The sequence below is a fragment of the Rhodococcus gordoniae genome (assembly GCF_001646655.1).
Lineage (GTDB): Bacteria > Actinomycetota > Actinomycetes > Mycobacteriales > Mycobacteriaceae > Rhodococcus > Rhodococcus gordoniae.
The window spans coordinates 97,524-115,422 of the sequence record NZ_LPZN01000017.1 but is presented as its reverse complement, the minus strand read 5'-3'; the positions used below and the strand labels follow the sequence as shown (position 1 = coordinate 115,422).

Sequence of the window (17,899 nt, the reverse complement as noted above, 5' to 3'; positions counted from 1 at the left end):
TGCACTCCCTCCCCCTCCCCCATTTCGTCACAGTGACATCAAATGTTTGAGGGTTTCTTTCATATAGAACTGCAGTCACAGCGTCTCGAATTCCCCTGAGCGACGCGGAGGTTACACCGATGACGGGGAGGGACGAGGCTCCGAGTTTCCGTCCTGCCGAGATTGCTTTCGCAGAGCGAGCGAGCTGGCTCAGCGGTACTGGTCCAGATCCTCCAGCGGCCGGTGGTTTACCGCGGTAAACCACCGAATCGGATACCCGTCCGAGTTCGCGTCGCGCACCGATCCACCCCACGTCCGAGTCTTGCTCGATCACGACATTCGTCTCCAAGTTATACGACGCGTACTTCTGCAGGGGCGCGCCCCTGCTGCGACATCGCATCGCGCACGATCGCCCACCATTTCGGTATCGTGACGGGTTTCGGCAGACCTACTGCGATTCGACCGAGCGAAGGACGGGCGATTCGATGCGGTCACTCCGCATCCCTCTCTCCCCTGGTCGTTGGCTCCCGCACTTCGGAGGCTGCCCCTCCCCTCCCCTACGCGACCGAACTTCCGGATCCACCGGCGAGTACATCCTTGCGAGCCCCAGTCCGGGCGGCGGGGCTCTCGCGCGTTGCGTGACGCTTCACCTCCCTCTTACCGTTTACACATCCTGCCGTTCTGAGGCACTGTTTACCGCGGTAAACCGGGCCTCAGAACGGCAGGATGTCGCGAGGTTGCTCGAGCAGAGCGACGGATTCTTGTTGTACTTACACACGAGTTACCGGAGCGTCGACGTCACCGAGCACCGGAGGATCGAGGGGTCGCCTCATAGCAACCCACTCCCTTTCCATCTGGGCGCGATCGACACCCGGGGCTGTCGGACCACTGCTGCGGGGCCGTCTGGTCATCGGCGTGGCCAGCACCGACGCGAGGATGCCGTGTCCGCTCCCCTATTACGCGGATCTGTACAACAGATGCCGCGGTTTACCGCGGTAAACCAGGATCGAACGAATCGCGTCTTTGGTATAGGCGCATGTACCGCCCTGCCCACGATTCGACCTGCGGATCCCGCGGAATGTCGCCCGTTCGAGTCCAGCAGGCGCAGACGGTGGCGCGGTTTACCGCGGTAAACCGAGCCACCGTCTGCGCCTGCTGAGAACCCCTCCGCCCCCGACCATACGCCGGCAATAACGAGAAGGATCCGTCGACGGTTTACCGCGGTAAACCGTCGACGGGCAGAACGCTCTATAGACACAACCGTTCATGGACGACTCCGAACCCACCACGTGCTCGATACGCAGCCCCCGGCGTGTGTCTGTGCCTCAACGCTCTTCCCGGCCACTGAGTGCAGTATCTCCGCCCACGATGCCCTCTCTTTGCGAGGACAGTCTTTCGCTGGAGCGAATGCGTGTCCGAACGGAGTGTTCTCATGTTCAGTTCGAGTGAGACCCCCGACCGGGGTCCGACGCGCGGTTTACCGCGGTAAACCGCAGCCGGTGCACGACAGGATGAGGCGCCGATCCAACCTTCTCGGACCGTCCCGTCGAGGTGTACTCCGGTTGCTGAGACGGTGGGATCCCTGACTGGATTGATCGGTTTACCGCGGTAAACCAGCGGTCGCGGGGAAGCCCGGGACCGGTGCTTCTTATCGACAGGGCCACTCCGTGCAGCGACCGGCGGCTCGAGCAACTCCATCGTGTCGCGGTTTACCGCGGTAAACCGATGGATACGCGCAGGCCGGGGGAGCCTCGGCCGAGGGCCGACCTACGGTGCGTGGGTTTCGATTGTTCGCGGCTCAGTGGCCGAAGCGGACCAGTGGACACTGTCCTACGCTGGTTTACCGCGGTAAACCAGCGGTCGCGGGGAAGCCCGAGACCGGTGCTTCTTATCGACAGGGCCACTCCGTGCAGCGACCGGCGGCTCGAGCAACTCCATCGTGTCGCGGTTTACCGCGGTAAACCAGCGATAGACGATGTGGCGAGATTCGGTGCCGCAGTAGGGCAATGTTGAGGGTCCTGTAGTTCATGTGGTTTACCGCGGTAAACCGTCTCTGTGGACACAGCCTGCGCTGCGTGACGCGAGCGCCTACCGACTCCCGATTCTGCTGGCCGTGTCACCATATGACTTTGTGAGGCCGACTACGATCCGGAGACCTTCGACCGTTTCCCCTGCAGCAGCTCACGAATTTGTGTCATGGCGCTCTGCCGTGTCCCCGCGGAAGCGGTCTGGGCATTTCGGTGAGCGAGCACACGGGCAGTTGCGCGGCGTTCGGCATCGCGGAGATGTTTCGCGGCCTCCGCACGTTCGGTGGGGGAGGGGAGCGACCAGTCGATAGCGGCAAGTCGCCAGCGGAGGTATCGAACCGGATGCTTCAAGGAACCTCGAGACGGCCAGATCCATCCACGTCGTCGAGTGTCCTCGTTGAGCGCAGTCGCAATATCGCGGCCACTCCACCGCTCTGTATCGACGTAATGGTCCCTGAGTGCGTCGCAGACGGATCCGATATGCCCCGCTGCCTCCAGGCAAGGGGTTGCGGCCACTAGCGCTGCAGCGGCCTTCTGAAGGCCGATCGGGCGCGGCTGCGACCGTCCCTTCGGAGAATTTCTGTTCCTGCGCGCGCTCGCGCGCGTTGTCTTGTACTTCTTAACAGAAGTACAAGAACCAAAAGAAAGAGCAACAGATTGGGGGCCACCATCGCTTGTCTGGGGATAACGGGGCGGTGACGGTGCGTCGGTGCTGGAGAGCGCTGCGCGACAGGAGCGTGCCGAAGACTCCGGCCGGCCGGCATCACAGGGGCTCCGAACGGCCGCCCTGGGGGAGATGAGCGACCAGACGCTGGTGCCCTTGACTTGTCTACGACCGTGGTGAGCCTCAGCGGCCCACTGCTCGAGCGTGCGGAGAAATCGTCCTCGGATCATCTCTCGGGCCAGGCCGAGGTCGGACAGGACTCGTCGAGCACGTTTGAGGACAGTAACGGACACGCCCGCGCGGTCTGCAAGCACGTCGCGGGAGGCCGTCACGCGGCGGCCCGTGCGAAGGTCCGCAAAGGACGCCATCGTTACCGCGACGGCAAAGACCCGCTCGGGATCGGCGTGATGGCGTCGGCAGACATTTCTGCCTTTCTCTTCGTTGAGCAATTCGCGGACCTGCCGTTGCCATTGCATACGTCCCGACCAAATGGGGGTTTTGGACTGCATCGACGGTGGCACGGGAATGGACCATGTGTGGCCACGTTGGTCGCTTTCCTGATTCATTTTCTCGACGCGCTGGATATTCTCTTCAGCGCGGGATATCGCGGCAGAGAATTCGATATCTTCGGCATCGAAGCGGGGGGAAGCAATCGATATTTCTTTGGGACGACGAGGTTCCTCACCGGAAGTCGTCGAAAAGGTTGTTTGCTGTTCAGGGCATGGGGTACCCTGAGACGTACCAGGCATGGTAAGTCCCTTCGGGGAGCTGGGGATCTCGGCAAGGAAATCCCTGGTCAGAGCGCATGACGGAGACGAAGCGGCAACTTCGGATCCATAAGGGCACCTAGCGGCGAAGGTGAAAACTAACGCCGTTAGGTGTTCTGAGTACCGATCGATCTCGGCAAAGTTCGACCGAATGACGAGCCCCCGCAAGGGGGTTTCGTCATGTGCTGCGCGAGCGTCATGTAGTTGTTTGCGATCGGTAAGGTTCGATCTCCTTCGGTCCGGTTATATTGCTGGCAGTAATTTCATCACATGATCTCTCTTCTGTCGCGTACCGGCTCGAATTTATTTTCGCGGTTCCGGACGGGGAGGATGCGGAGAGGAAACCGGCCCCGGGACTCAACGGCGAATCATGCCTTGGGCACCGGCGTTTCAGGTTTCTCGGTGAAATCGGGGGAGAAGAAGCATGGTCCGGTTATCTGCCGCACTCGGCGTGCCGTAGGGCTTCTCGGCAGAAGGCCTGCGCGTCCCGATGCTCGAAGACGGACTTCGCGGGCGGTCGGAACGGTTCACCGCGGCCGGGTACCGACAGGCGCCGAGACGGGGCGGATCACACCATCGGGCCGGTTCTCGGCGCGCCTGATCCGGATGCCGACCCCGACGAGGACAGAAACCGGCTCGGAGCATCCGACTGCATAGGACATTGTCGAGCGGAACGGAGGGCACGCCCCTTCTGCGCTATAGAGGTACGCCCGCCCGGTCGCGTGGATCCTCCGCCGGTGTGTCCTGCCTCGTCCGCGGTGATCGGCGTACTCCGTGCATGCATCACCGTTACACGTCCCGTGGGTGAGACGTTCGACGGTGATGCTCGAAAGGAGCCCACACGGACCGGTGGCCGGGTGATCTCGAGGAGGGACTCTTCGTCGCTCCGACGACCGGTCGCGAAGGGAGTGTCCGCGACGGCGGATGACGCGACAGCTGGGGTAGGCAGGGCTGGGGTAGGCAGGGCACCGCCTACGGACGATGGTCGGGGCTCGGCTGCCGACGTGCGAACGCAAACTCCGCCACCACGTCGTTCCACCGTCCGAGGCGAGGGTGCCGGTCGTTGCGAGCGACTATCCCTCGGACGCCCGCGACAGTGGTCACCGGATGCAAGCGACCGGATTCCAGGATCGCAGGAACCTCGACGTTTCCGACCGGGACGCTCGGCCGACACAGCTGCAGGTGGTCGACACTCCGGCTTCGACCGGTCCTCGACTCTCCCCGCTATCGGGCAGCGCACGATAGCGGAAAATTCCCGGGCACTCATGCCGAGGACGAGGGGCAGGTGGGGGAGTGGTCGCCCCCTGGACGCACTGGAGTGACGGCAAGTCGCCCGAGGACGAGTGGGTAGTAGACGAGGATGACTGGGGGTGACGGCTACAGGTCTGTTCCGGCCGGTTCGGGATGCGCTGGTGTTCCGGGTTCTGCCCGGTCGAGGATCGGGTCGCGTCGTCGAACGGTTCGTCGGGATGCGGTCCTGCCTGTCGGCTCTCGCCTGCCGCCGTCGGCAGGATCGGGCGGAGACAGGGCGCCGCTCCTGGGGTGCGGGTGTCGTGGATCCTGCGGTGCTGCGCATACCGGTCGGTTCGGAGAGAAACAAGCAGGTGGAAGAGATCAGCTGGGGCGTTGTCTCGTCCCGACAGGGACCCAGCGCATGTGAGGGTTCAGGGATGCGCAGCGGTCGATGAATCCGCTCGCATGTACTTGCGAGCGAAGATCGGCGAAGAAAGTAGAGCGTGGTGACGAGCGAAGCCACCACGGAGGCCGGTACCCACGAGGCGACCTCGACTTCGAAAACGCCCTGCGGGAGGTCACCGGCACGGATATCGGCCGCGATCAACTCGTGCAGATCCTGAAGGGGCTCCATACGGTGAACCCTGCGGGCCCGCACCGACCGAACACGACGCCCGCCTGCTCACCGAGTCCGGGTTCACGGCAGGCCCACCGAGGCCACGGCTGCACGCGTCGACCGAGACATCCGCATGGCCGGCCTCGTCGCCGGCTCTCTGTCCATCGCCGAGGCGGCGGTCCGCCTCGGCGTAACGCCCGCTCGCATCAGGCAACGTATCGCGAACGGTCGCCTGTGGGCATTCGATTCCGGCCGTAACCGCCTGTTGCCCCGGCTCGATTCACCGCCGGTGGGACCGTGCCGCACATCGACGGAGTCATGCCCCACCTCCCGAGGAACCTGCATCCGCTGACGGTGCAGGCACTGCTGACGCAGCCGCAACCCTCGTCGGTGGTCGACGGCCGGCCGGTGTCGATCGTCGCGTGGTTGACCGGCACCGCCGGTAGGTCGGACGACGTCGAGCATGTCGTCGACGTGCTCATCGCCACCGAATGGGAAGTGGCATAGATGCGGCGATGCTCCCGCTACCGCGCTCATCCCGTACCTTCGTCGGGCAGGACTGTCACCGAAGGAAGTGCTCGAAGGGCAGCCGAGCGAGACCGCGTGGCGCGTGCACCGCACCACCGGCCCCATGTGCTCGCGTGGAATGCCCTGCGTGAATTCGGACCGATTCTGCGATCGGACCAGCAGCCGCTTCCGCGGGCCGAGCATTCCGGTTACGGCGTCGGGTACGGCGCTTCGAGCCCCGGAGGGGCGCCGGCGGAGGCATTTCGGTCGGCACGGGACCGATCGCCACCGCGGTGGCCCGTATCCGACCGGCGTTCGCTTCACCCGCGTCCTGCGGTTGCCCGACGTGTCCGGCATCGGGGGAGGGGTCTGGGCCACCCGGGTGGGCGGCGGCAACCATGCTCTCTATTCGGCGCCGCACCGACTGTCCCAGCAGTGGGCACGCACCCTCCATCGCGCCCACACCGATCCCGCCGGGATCGTCTATCGCGGTCGGTTCGCCGGCGGCACGGCCGTCGCCGTCGGCGAACCGACCGCCGACGCGTTCCCGCAACGTCCTGTGCTGTCGCTATCCTCTGTCGCATCCAGGCTTGGCGGATGCCAGCGATACCGCAGCGCACGAACTCGGTTACGTCATCCCGTGATCGGGTATCGGGCACCGCTTGTCGCTCGTAGAGTGAGCCTCGTGTCTCGGCGACGGTTCGGACAGGCGGGAGCATCGTGCCAGGACGCTTCACGAACCGGATAGGTCATGGTCCTCGTCGCTGTCGCGTTCACTCGGCGAGCACGCCGTCCAGTGGAGGTGGATCGGCCGAGTGTCGCTCCCGTTCCTGTATGCGGCGAGCTTCAGGGGGCAGCGCCCACTTCGGGATGGAACACGTCCTGGCGTTCCGGACGCTGTCCGGAACGCCAGGATTCGGAGGGATCACCTTCGATCCGAACTACGGCCTCGGGACCGTGAATCGTACGGATGGAAAAGATGTAGCGAGCCGTCCGTCGCTGCAGTGGCCTTCCGGGCAGGGCCTCGACCGTGTTCCGGGCACGAATGTTCGGTGCCGTGAGAGGCGGGGACCCTGATCGGCATTCTCGCGGGGAGCATCCGCGCGGCGAACCGGGACGAATGAAAACTGTTGCGAGAAGGACAGTGCCGGCCTTTCGGTATCGGACAGAATCCTCACCGGTCGGAGTGCGGAGCGAGTTCGATTGCCTCGCGGTCGGGCATAGCGCAGCCTGTCATTCAGGCACGCCTCAGGTGTGCAGGGTCGTCGAACTCGCTTGTTGCAGCATGCGGCCGCTGCGGTTCCTTCGTGAAGAACAGCATGGCCACTGCGCCGACCAGGCACAACGCCGTCATGACGAGGAATCCGCCGTCGTAGGTGCCCGTGCGACTGACGCTGAAGCCCATGACGGACGGGGCGACGATACCGGACAGTGCGAAACAGGCATCGGCGAAGCCGGCGGCGGTCCCGGGCTGGCTGGGGGCGGCATCGATCGACGCGACCCACCAGATGCCGCCGGTGACGAAGCCGAAGCCGACGCCCGCCGAGATGCAGATCAATGCGACGGTGAGGTTGCCGCGGAAGAACAGGATCGGTGCGATCGACGCACCCGCCAGAAGGAGTGCGACACCGATGATGATGAACCGCGAGCGGATGCTCTGCGTGCGCTTGTACACGCGGTCGACCAGGATTCCGCCGAGCAGCGCACCCAGCACACCGGCTGCCCACGGCGCCACCGAGAACGCGCCGACCTCCTTGATGGACAGGTCGAATTCGTGCTCGAGGTACTGCGGAAGCCAGTACATGAAGGCCCAGAACATGAAGCCCCACGAGAAGTAGCCGAGGCCGACGAGCCAGAGGTTCCGGTTGCGGAGGACCTCGCCCCAGTCGGTGCTCGACTCGTGACCGGTCTCCTCACCGTCCAACTGGCCGGCACGGATGTAGTCCAGCTCTTCCTTCGACACGAACTTCGCCTCGGTCGGCGAGTTCTTCAGTGTCGGATAGGCGATCGCGACCCACACGACCCCGACTATCGCCAGAATCCAGAACATCGCCTTCCAGCCGGTGAGGGCGATCAGCTGGGTGAGGATCGGCCCCCCGACGAGCAGACTGCCGGAGACCGCCACACCGCCGATCAGCGCGAGCGCCTTGCCTCGCTCCTGTGCCGGTAGCCAGCGGCTGACGAGTCGCGTGGCTGCGGGGAAGCACGGCGCTTCACCGGCTCCGAGGAGGATGCGTAGCAGGATCAGGCCGATGAACCCGCCGGCGAACGGGGTCAGTGCTGTGGCGGCGGCCCAGATGAACATGCCCACGATGAGCACGCGTCGGGAACCGTAGCGGTCGACCAGCGGTCCCGACAGGAGCGCGAAGAGCATGTAGCCGATCGAGAATGCGGAACTGATCACGCCGTACTCGCCGGGAGTGATCCCGAACTCGGATCGCAGGTCGGATGCTGCGAACGAGATGGCACTGCGATCGATGTAGTTGACGATTACCAGGCCCAGAATGATGGCGATGGTCCACCAACGCGATTTCATAGCGAACTCTTCGGATGACGCAGTCGCAGGGTCAGATGACGCCGCGGGCCCGCAATTCGTCGATGTGCTCGGGAGTGCACCCGAGGTGGGAGAGGACCCTGTCGGTATCGGCACCGGCAGGGCGCCCGGCGTGGCGGATCGCACCGGGGGAGCGGCCCATGCGCCACATGACGTTCTGCATGCGTACGGGGCCGAGTTCGTCGTCGTCGACAGTGGTGACCATGTCGGTCGCGACGACTTGGGGGTCGGTCAGCAGGTCGCTGGGTCGGTAGACCGGTGCCACTGCGGCGCCGGCATCCTCGAAAGCCTCGACGACCTCGTCGCGGGTACGGTCGGCGATCCATCCACCGACGTACTCGTCGAGCAGGTCCGCGTGCTCCGCGCGGGTCCGGCCGGTGGCGAACCAGTGCTCGTCGATGACCTCGGGGTGCCCCACCAGACGTAGTACGCGTTCTGCGATCGTCTGGGCGCTCGTGGACACGGCGACCCAATGGTCGTCCTTGGTGCGATAGAGATTCCGGGGGGCGTTGTTCTGCGACCGATTGCCGGTGCGCTGTTGGTCGATGCCCAGTTGATCGGCATAGATCACACCGGGCCCGACCGCGGTCATGATCGGTGTGAGGAGATCGAGGTCGATCTCTTGTCCGGTGCCGCCGTTGCGTTCACGTTCGAACAGCGCCATCGAGACTGCGGACGACCCGGCGATACCGACAATGGAGTCGGCGAGGCCGAATGCAGGCAGTGTGGGAGGTCCGTCGGGGTGGCCGGTGAGATGGGCGAAGCCGCTCATCGATTCCACCAGTGTGCCGAACGCGGGACGCGTCGCATACGGTCCCTGTTGCCCGAAACCGGTGACCCGCAACATGATCAGTGCGGGATTCCGCTCGGTGAGTTCGGCATAGGACAGTCCCCAACGTTCGAACGTGCCGGGCCGGAAGTTCTCCACCACCACATCGGCGTCGGTGGCGAGATCACGGAAGATCTCCTGACCGTCCGGGGTGCTCAGGTTCAGGGTGACGGTCTGCTTGTTGCGGCCGACCATCTTCCACCAGAGCGGGACGCCGTTCTTGTCCAGGCCGTGCCCACGCATGCCGTCCGGCTTGGCCGGATGTTCGATCTTGATGACCTCGCCGAAGTCGCCCAGAATCTGGGCGGTGAGCGGCCCGGCAAGGATGGTGGAGGCGTCGAGGACCTTGATCCCACGCAGGGGTCCGGCAGGGGTCTTGTCGTCGGTCAACTGGTGTCTCCTCAGTACGGACGGGCGAGGTAGCGGCCGGCAGGCGTGCCGGTGACGACTCCGTCGGTCAGAACCCGGTTACCGCGCACGAAGGTGTCGGTCACAGCAGCGGACAGTTCGAATCCCTCGAAAGGCGTGTACTCCTGGGTGGATTCGGAATCCGCTGCATGCACCGTCCAGGTACGGTCGGGATCGACGATTGCGATGTCGGCGTCGGCGCCCTCGGCGAGTCGTCCCTTGCCGGGCAGACCGTAACGGTCGGCCGGGCAGGACGGCGTCCCCGGTGCCGATGTGGGTGCGGGGCGGTGGCTCGCGGCCGGCGGCATCGCAGCCGCAGGTTCCGACACGACCGCCTTCGAACACATCCCCCCGGGGAAGGGACACAGCGTTCTTCCGGTTCATCGAGTGCTGCTTGTGGAGAACGGAATTCACATCATCGAGCATCTGAACCTCGAAGACGCCAGCGCGCGTGGCCTGACCGAATTCACGTTCGTCATGGCACCGTTGCGCATCACCGGCGGCACCGGATCGCCGGTCCGTCCCGTCGCGGTGGTGGCCTCGTGACCGGCACCGAGACCCGACACGACCTGACCGGAACGGTCGTGGGTCGGCTCGCCGCCCTCGCCGCCGACATCCGCACCACGGGACTGTCCGCAGAACTGCGGAAGGACGTCGCGCGGCGGGTACTCGATCTGCTCGGGAACTCCCTCGCGGCGCACGACCAGCCCTCGGCTCGTGCCGTCATCGAGGTGGCACGCAACTGGGCCGGTGCGGCCGCGGCCACCGGCATCGGCACCGGAGAACGTTTTCCGGCCGCCACTGCCGCGCTGGTGAACGGCACACTCGCCCATTCGATGGACTCCGACGACACCCACCTGCCGTCGGTGTTGCATCCGTCCGCCTCGGTGATCCCGGCGGCACTCGCCGTGGGTGAAGCGGTAGGAGCCTCCGGCGCAGCCGTCCTCGACGCTGCGGGCGTGGGCATCGAGATCGTGGTCCGTCTCGGGATGGGCGGTTACGACGAAGAACTCGGCAACTCCGAGTTCTTCGAACGTGGCCTGCACGCGACATCCATCTGCGGTGCCGTCGGTTCGGCTGCTGCCGCAGCGATGCTGTACGGCCTCGACGCCGAAGGTATCGCAGACGCCATGGGCATCGCCGCGAGCTTCGGCGCCGGATTGCTCGAAGCCAACCGCACCGGCGGCACGGTCAAGCGCGCGCACTGCGGATGGGCGGCACATTCCGGTGTCACCTCGGCAGAATTTGCTCGTGCCGGCCTCACCGGACCGCCCACCGTGATCGAAGGACGTTTCGGTTTCCTGCACGCCTTCTGCGGCGATCGGGCCGACACCGCGAAGGTCCTGGATGGACTGGGCGAACGCTGGGAACTGCCGGGTATCTTCTTCAAGCCGTATCCGTGCAACCACTTCACCCACGCCGGGATCGACGCTGCACGCACGCTCGTCCGCCAGGGGCTCGACCCCGCCCACATCGCGGAGATCGAACTCGGTGTTCCGAAACCGGTCCTGCGCACCATCGCCGAACCTCCCGCCTCGAAAGCGGCCCCCGAATCCGGATATCATGCAGCGTTCTCGGGTCCGTTCACCGTCGCACGAGCGCTGCTCGGTGGATCGGGACTCGGAGTGGGACACGCCGATTTCACCGACGAGGCCGCGAAGGATCCACGCACGCTCGAACTCGCGGGTCTGGTCACCAGCCGCAGCGACGACCGGTGCGACGAGATCTACCCCTATCAGTTCCCGGCAGTGCTGCGGGTACGCACTCGCGATGGTGTCTGGCACGAGGCTCGGGTCGACCACAATCGTGGTGGTCCGGCGAATCCGCTTTCCGACGAGGAACTCACGATGAAGTTCGATCTCAATGTCGAGAACAGGCTGTCGCCGGAGCGTGCAGCAGCGGTGGTCCGAGCTGCACTGGGGTTGCACACCGCAGATTCCCTGGAGGCCCTGATGGTGACCGTGCGCGGCTGATCGGGAACCGGGGCGCACCACTGCCTCGACGGGTCTCTGCCCCCTCCGATGGCGGCTCACCGCGTGATGTGTAGCGGCGGTCTCCGGGTATGCCAGTCCGTTGTGCTCTGAAAGTCTTCACCGATCTCGAAGAGCAGCAATTCGTGGTGGGCGGCCGCCGTCAGTTGAGCACCGATCGGCATCCCCGAACGAGGATGGAATCCGACCGGGAGTGCGAGCGTGGGTCCGTCGTGGAGGGACCAGGGATAACTGAACTGTCCGAGTCGGCGTGAGCGTGCAATGACATCGTCGCCACCGGCGATGCGAGGCACATCGACCGGCATGGTCGGGGTCAGTACGGCGTCGACGGTCGTGAACAGTGCACGGAGTCCGCGACGGAACTCCGCTGCGCCGGCTATCGCTGCTGTTCTCTCGGAGTCCGAGATGGACAGACCCAAGGACACGCGTGCGAGGGTGTCGGGATGGAACAGTTCGGGTGAGGAATGCACTCGGTTACGGTGCAGCGCAGCAAGATCCGAATACAACAGCGTGTACACGATGTCCTGTGCGCGAGCAGCACCGGGGACGGTGACCGGTATTGTCTCGTAGCCCAGTTCTCCGAGTTGTCGTGCCGCCGCTCGGACTGCGTCGCTGATGGCAGCGTCGACGTCGTCGGTGATGAACACCGACGGCAACCCTATCCGTCGAGTGGGGGCAGGCGACGGGGCCGGGGCGACACGCAGTACATCGAAGAGGCGGGCAACCTCGGTCACCGACCGTGCCATCGGACCGACGGTGTCGAAGGCGTCGCTGACCGGGAAGACTCCGGCATTGCTGATCGAGCCCCAGGTCGGTCGCAGGCCTGTGATACCGCATGCCGCTGCGGGTAGACGGACGGATCCCCCGGTGTCGGTGCCGAGGGAGGCATCCACCAGTCCTGCAGCGACTGCGACGCCGGAGCCTCCGCTCGAACCGCCGGGGACGCGTGTGGGGTCCCAGGGGTTGCGAACGGGGCCCGCGGCGGAGTTCTGGGAGGTGACTCCGACCGCGAACTCGGCCATGTTGAGTTTCGCGGTGATCTGCGCGCCCGCAGCGAGCAACCTGCCGACGACGTCCGCGTGGGCGGACGCGATGCGGTCGGCGAAGAAGCGGGATGTGCAGGTGGTGGGGACGCCGGCGACGTCGATGTTGTCCTTGACACCGATTCTCATACCCGCCAGTGGCCCGTCGGGTGCGGCACCGATCGCGGGGTGAATCCAGGTGACGACGCTGCCCAATGTTTCGTCGAGAACACGAGCGGTCGGGCCGCCGCCGATAGCGGCGGCCCGACCTGTGGTGCCGCTCAGGATGGGCTCCCTGCGCGCAGTGCCGCGGTGGCGTCCTCGTCCACGGTCCACGAGTCGGTGTCGACGACGACCCCGTAGTCGCGCCGAGCGTCCTCCGCGGTGAGGTATTCGTCCCAGACGTCGCTGAGGACCTGGAAGGGATCACGGAGGAACGGATTGCCGAATCCACCGCCGGAAGGCAGCTTGATCTCCAAGGTTTCGCCCTCCCGGATGGTTTCCTGGGTGACCTTGGAGAAAAGTACCTCCTCGCGGTCCGTTCCGGCGTTGCGGGTGAATGCACCTGCGACGCCGTCGTGGCCACCGAGCGCTCCGGCGGGCGGGTCGGAGCGGTTGTCGGCTTCGGAGCCGAGGAAGGTATCGGTCTCCATGAGCCATTTGCGGACACTGCCGATGCCGCCTCGCCATTGGCCGGGGGCGGGAGCTTCGTCGCGGAGTTCGTATCGGAGGGCACGCATGGCGTGGTTGAGTTCGAGTTCTTCGATGGGGTTGTTGCGGGTGTTGGCCATGAGCGAGTCGACGGCGTCCATGCCGTCCTTGCCGTTACGTCCGCCGTACGAGCCTTCGTTGATTTCGATGTAGACCCAATAGGATTCGCCGTCTTCGGCGACACCGGAGTAGGCGATGGCGCACAGTGCTGCCGACGACCCGGCGATCGCGTGGTCGGGGAGCACGGGTGCCAGGGCGAGGTTGATGGAGTCGAAGATTCGGTTCACCTGGGAGAACCGCGCGAAACACGATGCCGGGAAGTCCGGGTTGAAGATCGTTCCCTCGGGTGCGTATGCCTTCACCGGGCGGAAGCAACCGTCGTTCTGGGGGACGAATTCCTCGGTCAGGTCTTCGTCGAGCAGGATGGTGCGGATCGCGGCGACTGCGACAGGGAGGACGGATCCTTCGAAAGGCACGTTGAAGGCGGTGGGGACCTGGTCGTTGGAACCGGTGAGGTCGATGAGGATGTCTTCTCCCTCGACCTGCACACGCACGGCGACCTTGAGGGGGACACCGCGGTTCTTTCCGTCGTCGTCCAGATAGCCGACAGGTGCTTCGTAGCTGCCGTCCGGGATCTCGCGGATTCGGCTTCGAAGCATGTTCTCCGAGTAGTCCATCCACCGTTCACTGGCGCTCATGACGGTGTCGAGGCCGTACTTCTCGAGCAGTTCGACGAATCGCTTCTCACCGATGCGCGCGCAGGCGATGAGTGCTTCGAGATCGCCTCGGTTCTGTTCGGGTGTGCGGACATTGTCGAGGATGTGCTGGATGAGATAATCGTTGCGGACTCCGGCGTCATAGATCTTCATCGAATCCATGAGTTTGCCCTCGGCCCAGACGTCGACGACGTCCATGCACAGACCGGGGAAGTTGCCGCCGACGTCGGATACGTGTCCGGTGCATCCGGCGAATCCGATGTGCTCGCCCTCCCAGAAGATCGGGATGATCACGCCGTAATCGGGGGAGTGGGCTGCGCCGTGGTACGGATGGTTGTGCAGGACGACATCGCCGGGCCGGTAGGTGCCGGCGAGTCTGCGGTTGACGCCCCGGATGTAGGCGGGGATCGAACCGCAGTGCATCGGTGTCGAATCCGATTCGCACAGTTCGCGGCCGTTGACGTCGAAGATGCCGGCGCCGAGATCTTCGGATTCGCGGATCAGGCTCGAGTAGGCCATGCGGTAGAGGACCTGCGCCATCTCCTTGGCCATGGACTGCAGTGCACCGCCGATGACGCGCAGGGTGATCGGGTCGACCTCCACGTCGTTCCACGTACGGTGGGATTCGCCCGCGAGCGATACGCCGGTTCTGGGCATCAGGGTCTTGCTCATGCGGGCTTCCTCTCGATGATGATGTGGCCGACCGCGTCGACGGTGGCGTGCTGATTCATGCCGATGATGGTCGTGGAATCGAACTGCTCGACGATGGCGGGGCCTTCGATGGTGTTGCCGGCCAGGAGAAGCGAGCGGTCGTAGACCGGGGTGTCGATCCACTGCGGCGCGGCTGTTTCGTCGCGCCAGAACAATGCGCGGGTCATGGTCTTGATCGCCGCGGAACCGTCGGCGGTGCCCGTGTCGATCTCGGTGATACGGACGTGCGGTACGGCGCCGACACCGGTGACGCGGATGTTGATCAGCTGCACCGGCTTGTCGTCGAAACGCTGGGAGTAGGTCCGCCCGTGTGCCTCGTGAAAGGCCTCGGAGACGGTCTTGACCCAGACGTCGTCGATCTCGCCGTCGGGTGCCGGGACCCGCAGTTCGTAGCCCTGACCGACATAGCGGCAATCCACACTACGTTCGAGCGAGATGTTCTCGGCGGGAACGCCGTCGGCTTCGAGTTGAGCGATGGCCTCGCGGGAGAGCCGGTCCATCTGGGTCCGCAGCAGGTTCAGATCCGCGTCCGCGGAAGACGTCCACACCGTGGTAGGGATTTCGTACCGGATGTCGGTGGTCAGCAGGCCGACCGCAGAGGTGATGCCGGGGTGCCCGGGCACGACGACACGCGGAATACCGAGTTGGTCGGCAATCTGCCACGCGAAGAGGGGACCGGCGCCGCCCTCGGCGATGAGCGAGAAGTCGCGCGGATCGTAGCCTTTGCGTACCGAGTGGAGGCTGATCGCTTCGGTCATCGAGTGGGCGAGGATCTTGAAGATCCCCATCGCGGCTTCGTCCACGCCGGTTCCGAGCTTGTCGGCGATGTGGGTCCGGATCGCGGTGCGGGCCAGCTCGGGTTCGACCTTCATGGTGCCGGACAGGAAACTGTCCTTGCGCAGCCAGCCCATCATGACCATGGCGTCGGTCGAGGTCGGTTCGGTGCCGCCGCGGGCGTAGCAGGCGGGTCCGGGGAATGCGCCGGCGCTTCGGGGTCCGACCCGGAACATGCCGCCTTCGTCGACCATGGCGATGGAACCGCCGCCGGCACCGATCGTGTCGACCTCGGCCATCGGCACCATGGCGTGGTAGTCGCCGATGCGGGTGTCGAGGAGGTGCTTCATTCGGAGAGCGCCGTTCGGTGCCACGCCGATGTCGGCGGAGGTTCCGCCCACGTCGAGTGTGATGACGCTCGGGAATCCGGAGGCCTTGCCGATGGCGCATCCACCCAGCAGTCCGGCGACCACGCCGCTGGTCAGCAGCGAGACCGGCTGTTCGCTGGCGCTGCGCGAGGTGACGAGACCACCGGCGGAGGTCATCAGGTGCACGTCGTCACCGACCTGCGCTGCGGCAGCCTTCTGCGCCAGGCTGGCGATGTAGCGCGAGGTCTTCGGTCCGATGAAGGCGTTGAGTGCCGCGGTGGAGAAGCGTTCGTATTCGCGGTACTGCGGGGCGACCTCGCTGGAGAGCGAGATGAACACCTCGGGGTACTCCTCGAGAATGATGTCCTTGACGCGTTTTTCGTGTGTGGGGTTGCGGTAGGAGTGCAGAAAGGCGACGGCGATGGCGTCGACTCCGCGTTCACGGAGCAGGCGAACTTCTCGGCGCACCGCGTCTTCGTCGAGCGGTGTGAGGACGTTGCCGGCGGCGTCGATCCGCTCGGGCACGACCCGGCGGTTGCGGCGTGGGACCAATTGCCACTTCTGCCAGGGAAGGTCCTGATAGTTCGAGTAGTTGAGGGGGCGCTTCTTGCGGGCGATGTGCAGCAGGTCGCGGAAGCCTTCGGTCGTGATCATGCCGACGCTGCACCCGTTGTGTTCGAGCACGATGTTGGTGGCGACGGTGGTGCCGTGGAAGAACATGTCGATGTCGGATGGGTCGATGCCGGCGCGTTCGGCGAGGACCTCGATGCCGTCCATGGTTCCGATGGACGGGTCGTGGTTCGTCGACGGAGTCTTGTGGACCACTACGGTGCCGTCGTCGTCCCACAGCACGAGGTCGGTGAACGTGCCGCCGACGTCGACTCCAATTCTCTTCATCAGTACTTCCAATCTTTCGGTGCCCGCGAGGAGCGGAGGGGACGACCGAGCCGTACGGCGGTCCGAAGTCTGGGGTGGGGGGTCACCGGGAGGGGTGATGTAGGTCATCGTGCTTGAGGGCGCCCGAGAAATCAATACCTCAGATGTTTTCGGTGCGAATCTGCCTCGAATCCCGGCATGCTCAGGTCAGATCCTTGGAAATTGCGCCTAAAGAGCGGATGATTAGCGGGTATGGGATGGGTGCGTGGTGACCTACCCCGGCCGCAATGTCGGGTTAGGCTCGGGCCGTTCACCGCAGCTTTCGAGAGAGAAGAGTCGACGCTCGTGACCGAATCGACGACCGGGGACGCACCCGTCAAGAACGGACCTGCCTATGCGGTCCTCGCGGAGCATCTGCGCACCCGAATCTTGTCCGGTGAGTTGCAACCCGGTGCCCGGTTGCCCGGGGAAGCCGAGCTGACCGCCGAATTCGGTGTCGGCCGCAGCACGATCCGTGAGGCCCTGCGTTCGCTGGCGAGCCAGAACTTGATCACGACGACCCGCGGTGTCACCGGGGGGAGTTTCGTCGCCGCGCCGAGTGTCGGGCACATCAGTGCGCATCTCGAGACGGGTGTGGCTTTGATGGCGGCAGCGGAAACGGTCACCGTCGCACAGTTGATGGAAGTGCGGAACCTCATGGAGGTGCCGGCGGCGGGCATGGCCGCGTTCCGCCGGACCGACGAGCACCTCGAGCAACTCGAAGCGTCGATCTTCGACCCGCACAGTCTGCAGGGGCCCGAGACGTTCGCGAAGAATCAGCAGTTCCACCTGGTCCTTCTGCGGGCGACCGACAATCCGTTGCTCGAATTGATCACTGCGCCGGTGTTCCGGGTGCTGTCGAGCAGATTCGGGCGCGAGCATGCCCCGGAGGGGTTCTGGCAGTGTGTCGATCACGATCACCGCGCGATCCTCGATGTCGTCGCCGCCGGAGACTCCATGGCGGCGATGGATCTGATGCGTCGGCATCTGGACAACTTGGGTGATTCGTATCGCCGGATGGATCGACGCGGTCCGGACTAGAGATAAAACATCTGCTTTTTAGGCGGATGAAGGTTGCAGATTTGACGATAATTGCCTCGCTCCGCC

General features: G+C 64.9%; 11 protein-coding genes. 5 read left to right on the top strand and 6 right to left on the bottom strand.

What is annotated here, in order from left to right:
• The first annotated feature begins 2,843 nt into the window (after positions 1-2,843).
• Positions 2,844-3,479: a hypothetical protein gene (locus A8G18_RS22765; protein ID WP_147290712.1), complete on the top strand. Its 636-nt coding sequence runs from the start codon at positions 2,844-2,846 to the stop codon at positions 3,477-3,479.
• 2,125 nt (positions 3,480-5,604) lie between these two features.
• Positions 5,605-5,793 carry a hypothetical protein gene (locus A8G18_RS23355; RefSeq protein WP_245207825.1) on the top strand — a complete coding sequence of 63 codons (189 nt, stop codon included), beginning with the start codon at positions 5,605-5,607 and terminating at the stop codon, positions 5,791-5,793.
• A 1,237-nt stretch (positions 5,794-7,030) separates the two neighbouring features.
• On the opposite strand, the gene A8G18_RS09755 is transcribed toward A8G18_RS23355, so the two are convergent.
• From A8G18_RS09755 to A8G18_RS22760, 3 genes are read right to left on the bottom strand one after another with little or no spacing between them, the layout of a single operon-like run.
• Positions 7,031-8,329, bottom strand: a complete 1,299-nt coding sequence (locus tag A8G18_RS09755) for an MFS transporter (RefSeq protein WP_064063714.1) — start codon at positions 8,327-8,329, stop codon at positions 7,031-7,033.
• Positions 8,330-8,360: 31 nt separating this feature from the next.
• The gene (locus A8G18_RS09750; protein WP_064063713.1) at positions 8,361-9,566 is read right to left on the bottom strand and encodes a CaiB/BaiF CoA transferase family protein; all 1,206 of its coding nucleotides are present in this window, start codon (positions 9,564-9,566) and stop codon (positions 8,361-8,363) included.
• An 11-nt stretch (positions 9,567-9,577) separates the two neighbouring features.
• Complete coding sequence (locus tag A8G18_RS22760) at positions 9,578-9,913, bottom strand: amidohydrolase family protein (protein WP_245207824.1); 336 nt, start codon at positions 9,911-9,913, stop codon at positions 9,578-9,580.
• Positions 9,914-9,980: 67 nt separating this feature from the next.
• Here A8G18_RS22760 and A8G18_RS23350 point away from each other — a divergent pair, with 67 nt between their 5' ends.
• Together A8G18_RS23350 and A8G18_RS09740 are read left to right on the top strand one after the other, a co-directional pair.
• Entirely contained in the window at positions 9,981-10,130 is a 150-nt protein-coding gene (locus tag A8G18_RS23350) for a cyclase family protein (RefSeq protein WP_245207823.1), read from the top strand.
• Positions 10,127-11,557, top strand: a complete 1,431-nt coding sequence (locus tag A8G18_RS09740; RefSeq protein WP_064063712.1) for an MmgE/PrpD family protein — start codon at positions 10,127-10,129, stop codon at positions 11,555-11,557. Before A8G18_RS23350 ends, A8G18_RS09740 begins: the two co-directional genes overlap by 4 nt.
• A gap of 56 nt (positions 11,558-11,613) precedes the next feature.
• Here A8G18_RS09740 and A8G18_RS09735 read toward each other — a convergent pair whose 3' ends face one another.
• The 3 genes from A8G18_RS09735 to A8G18_RS09725 all read right to left on the bottom strand — a co-directional run bounded on the left by A8G18_RS09735 (position 11,614) and on the right by A8G18_RS09725 (position 16,774).
• On the bottom strand, positions 11,614-12,813 hold the full coding sequence (locus A8G18_RS09735; RefSeq protein ID WP_084421681.1) for an amidase: 1,200 nt from the start codon (positions 12,811-12,813) through the stop codon (positions 11,614-11,616).
• Positions 12,814-12,878: 65 nt separating this feature from the next.
• Positions 12,879-14,696, bottom strand: a complete 1,818-nt coding sequence (locus A8G18_RS09730) for a hydantoinase B/oxoprolinase family protein (protein WP_084421665.1) — start codon at positions 14,694-14,696, stop codon at positions 12,879-12,881.
• Positions 14,693-16,774 (bottom strand): hydantoinase/oxoprolinase family protein, encoded by a 2,082-nt coding sequence (locus A8G18_RS09725; protein WP_064063711.1) that lies wholly within the window; start codon positions 16,772-16,774, stop codon positions 14,693-14,695. The genes A8G18_RS09730 and A8G18_RS09725 overlap by 4 nt, the downstream gene beginning before the upstream one ends.
• A 324-nt stretch (positions 16,775-17,098) precedes the next feature.
• Between A8G18_RS09725 and A8G18_RS09720 the strand changes: the two genes are divergently transcribed.
• The gene (locus A8G18_RS09720) at positions 17,099-17,833 is read left to right on the top strand and encodes a FadR/GntR family transcriptional regulator (protein ID WP_016932722.1); all 735 of its coding nucleotides are present in this window, start codon (positions 17,099-17,101) and stop codon (positions 17,831-17,833) included.
• The last annotated feature ends 66 nt before the right edge of the window (positions 17,834-17,899 follow it).

What these genes read in the sequence shown, in the direction of transcription:
- A8G18_RS23355 (WP_245207825.1), top strand. Translation starts at nt 5,605, where the DNA reads ATGCCCCACCTCCCGAGGAACCTGCATCCGCTGACGGTGCAGGCACTG.
- A8G18_RS09755 (WP_064063714.1), bottom strand. Translation starts at nt 8,329, where the DNA reads ATGAAATCGCGTTGGTGGACCATCGCCATCATTCTGGGCCTGGTAATC.
- A8G18_RS09730 (WP_084421665.1), bottom strand. Translation starts at nt 14,696, where the DNA reads ATGAGCAAGACCCTGATGCCCAGAACCGGCGTATCGCTCGCGGGCGAA.
- A8G18_RS09725 (WP_064063711.1), bottom strand. Translation starts at nt 16,774, where the DNA reads ATGAAGAGAATTGGAGTCGACGTCGGCGGCACGTTCACCGACCTCGTG.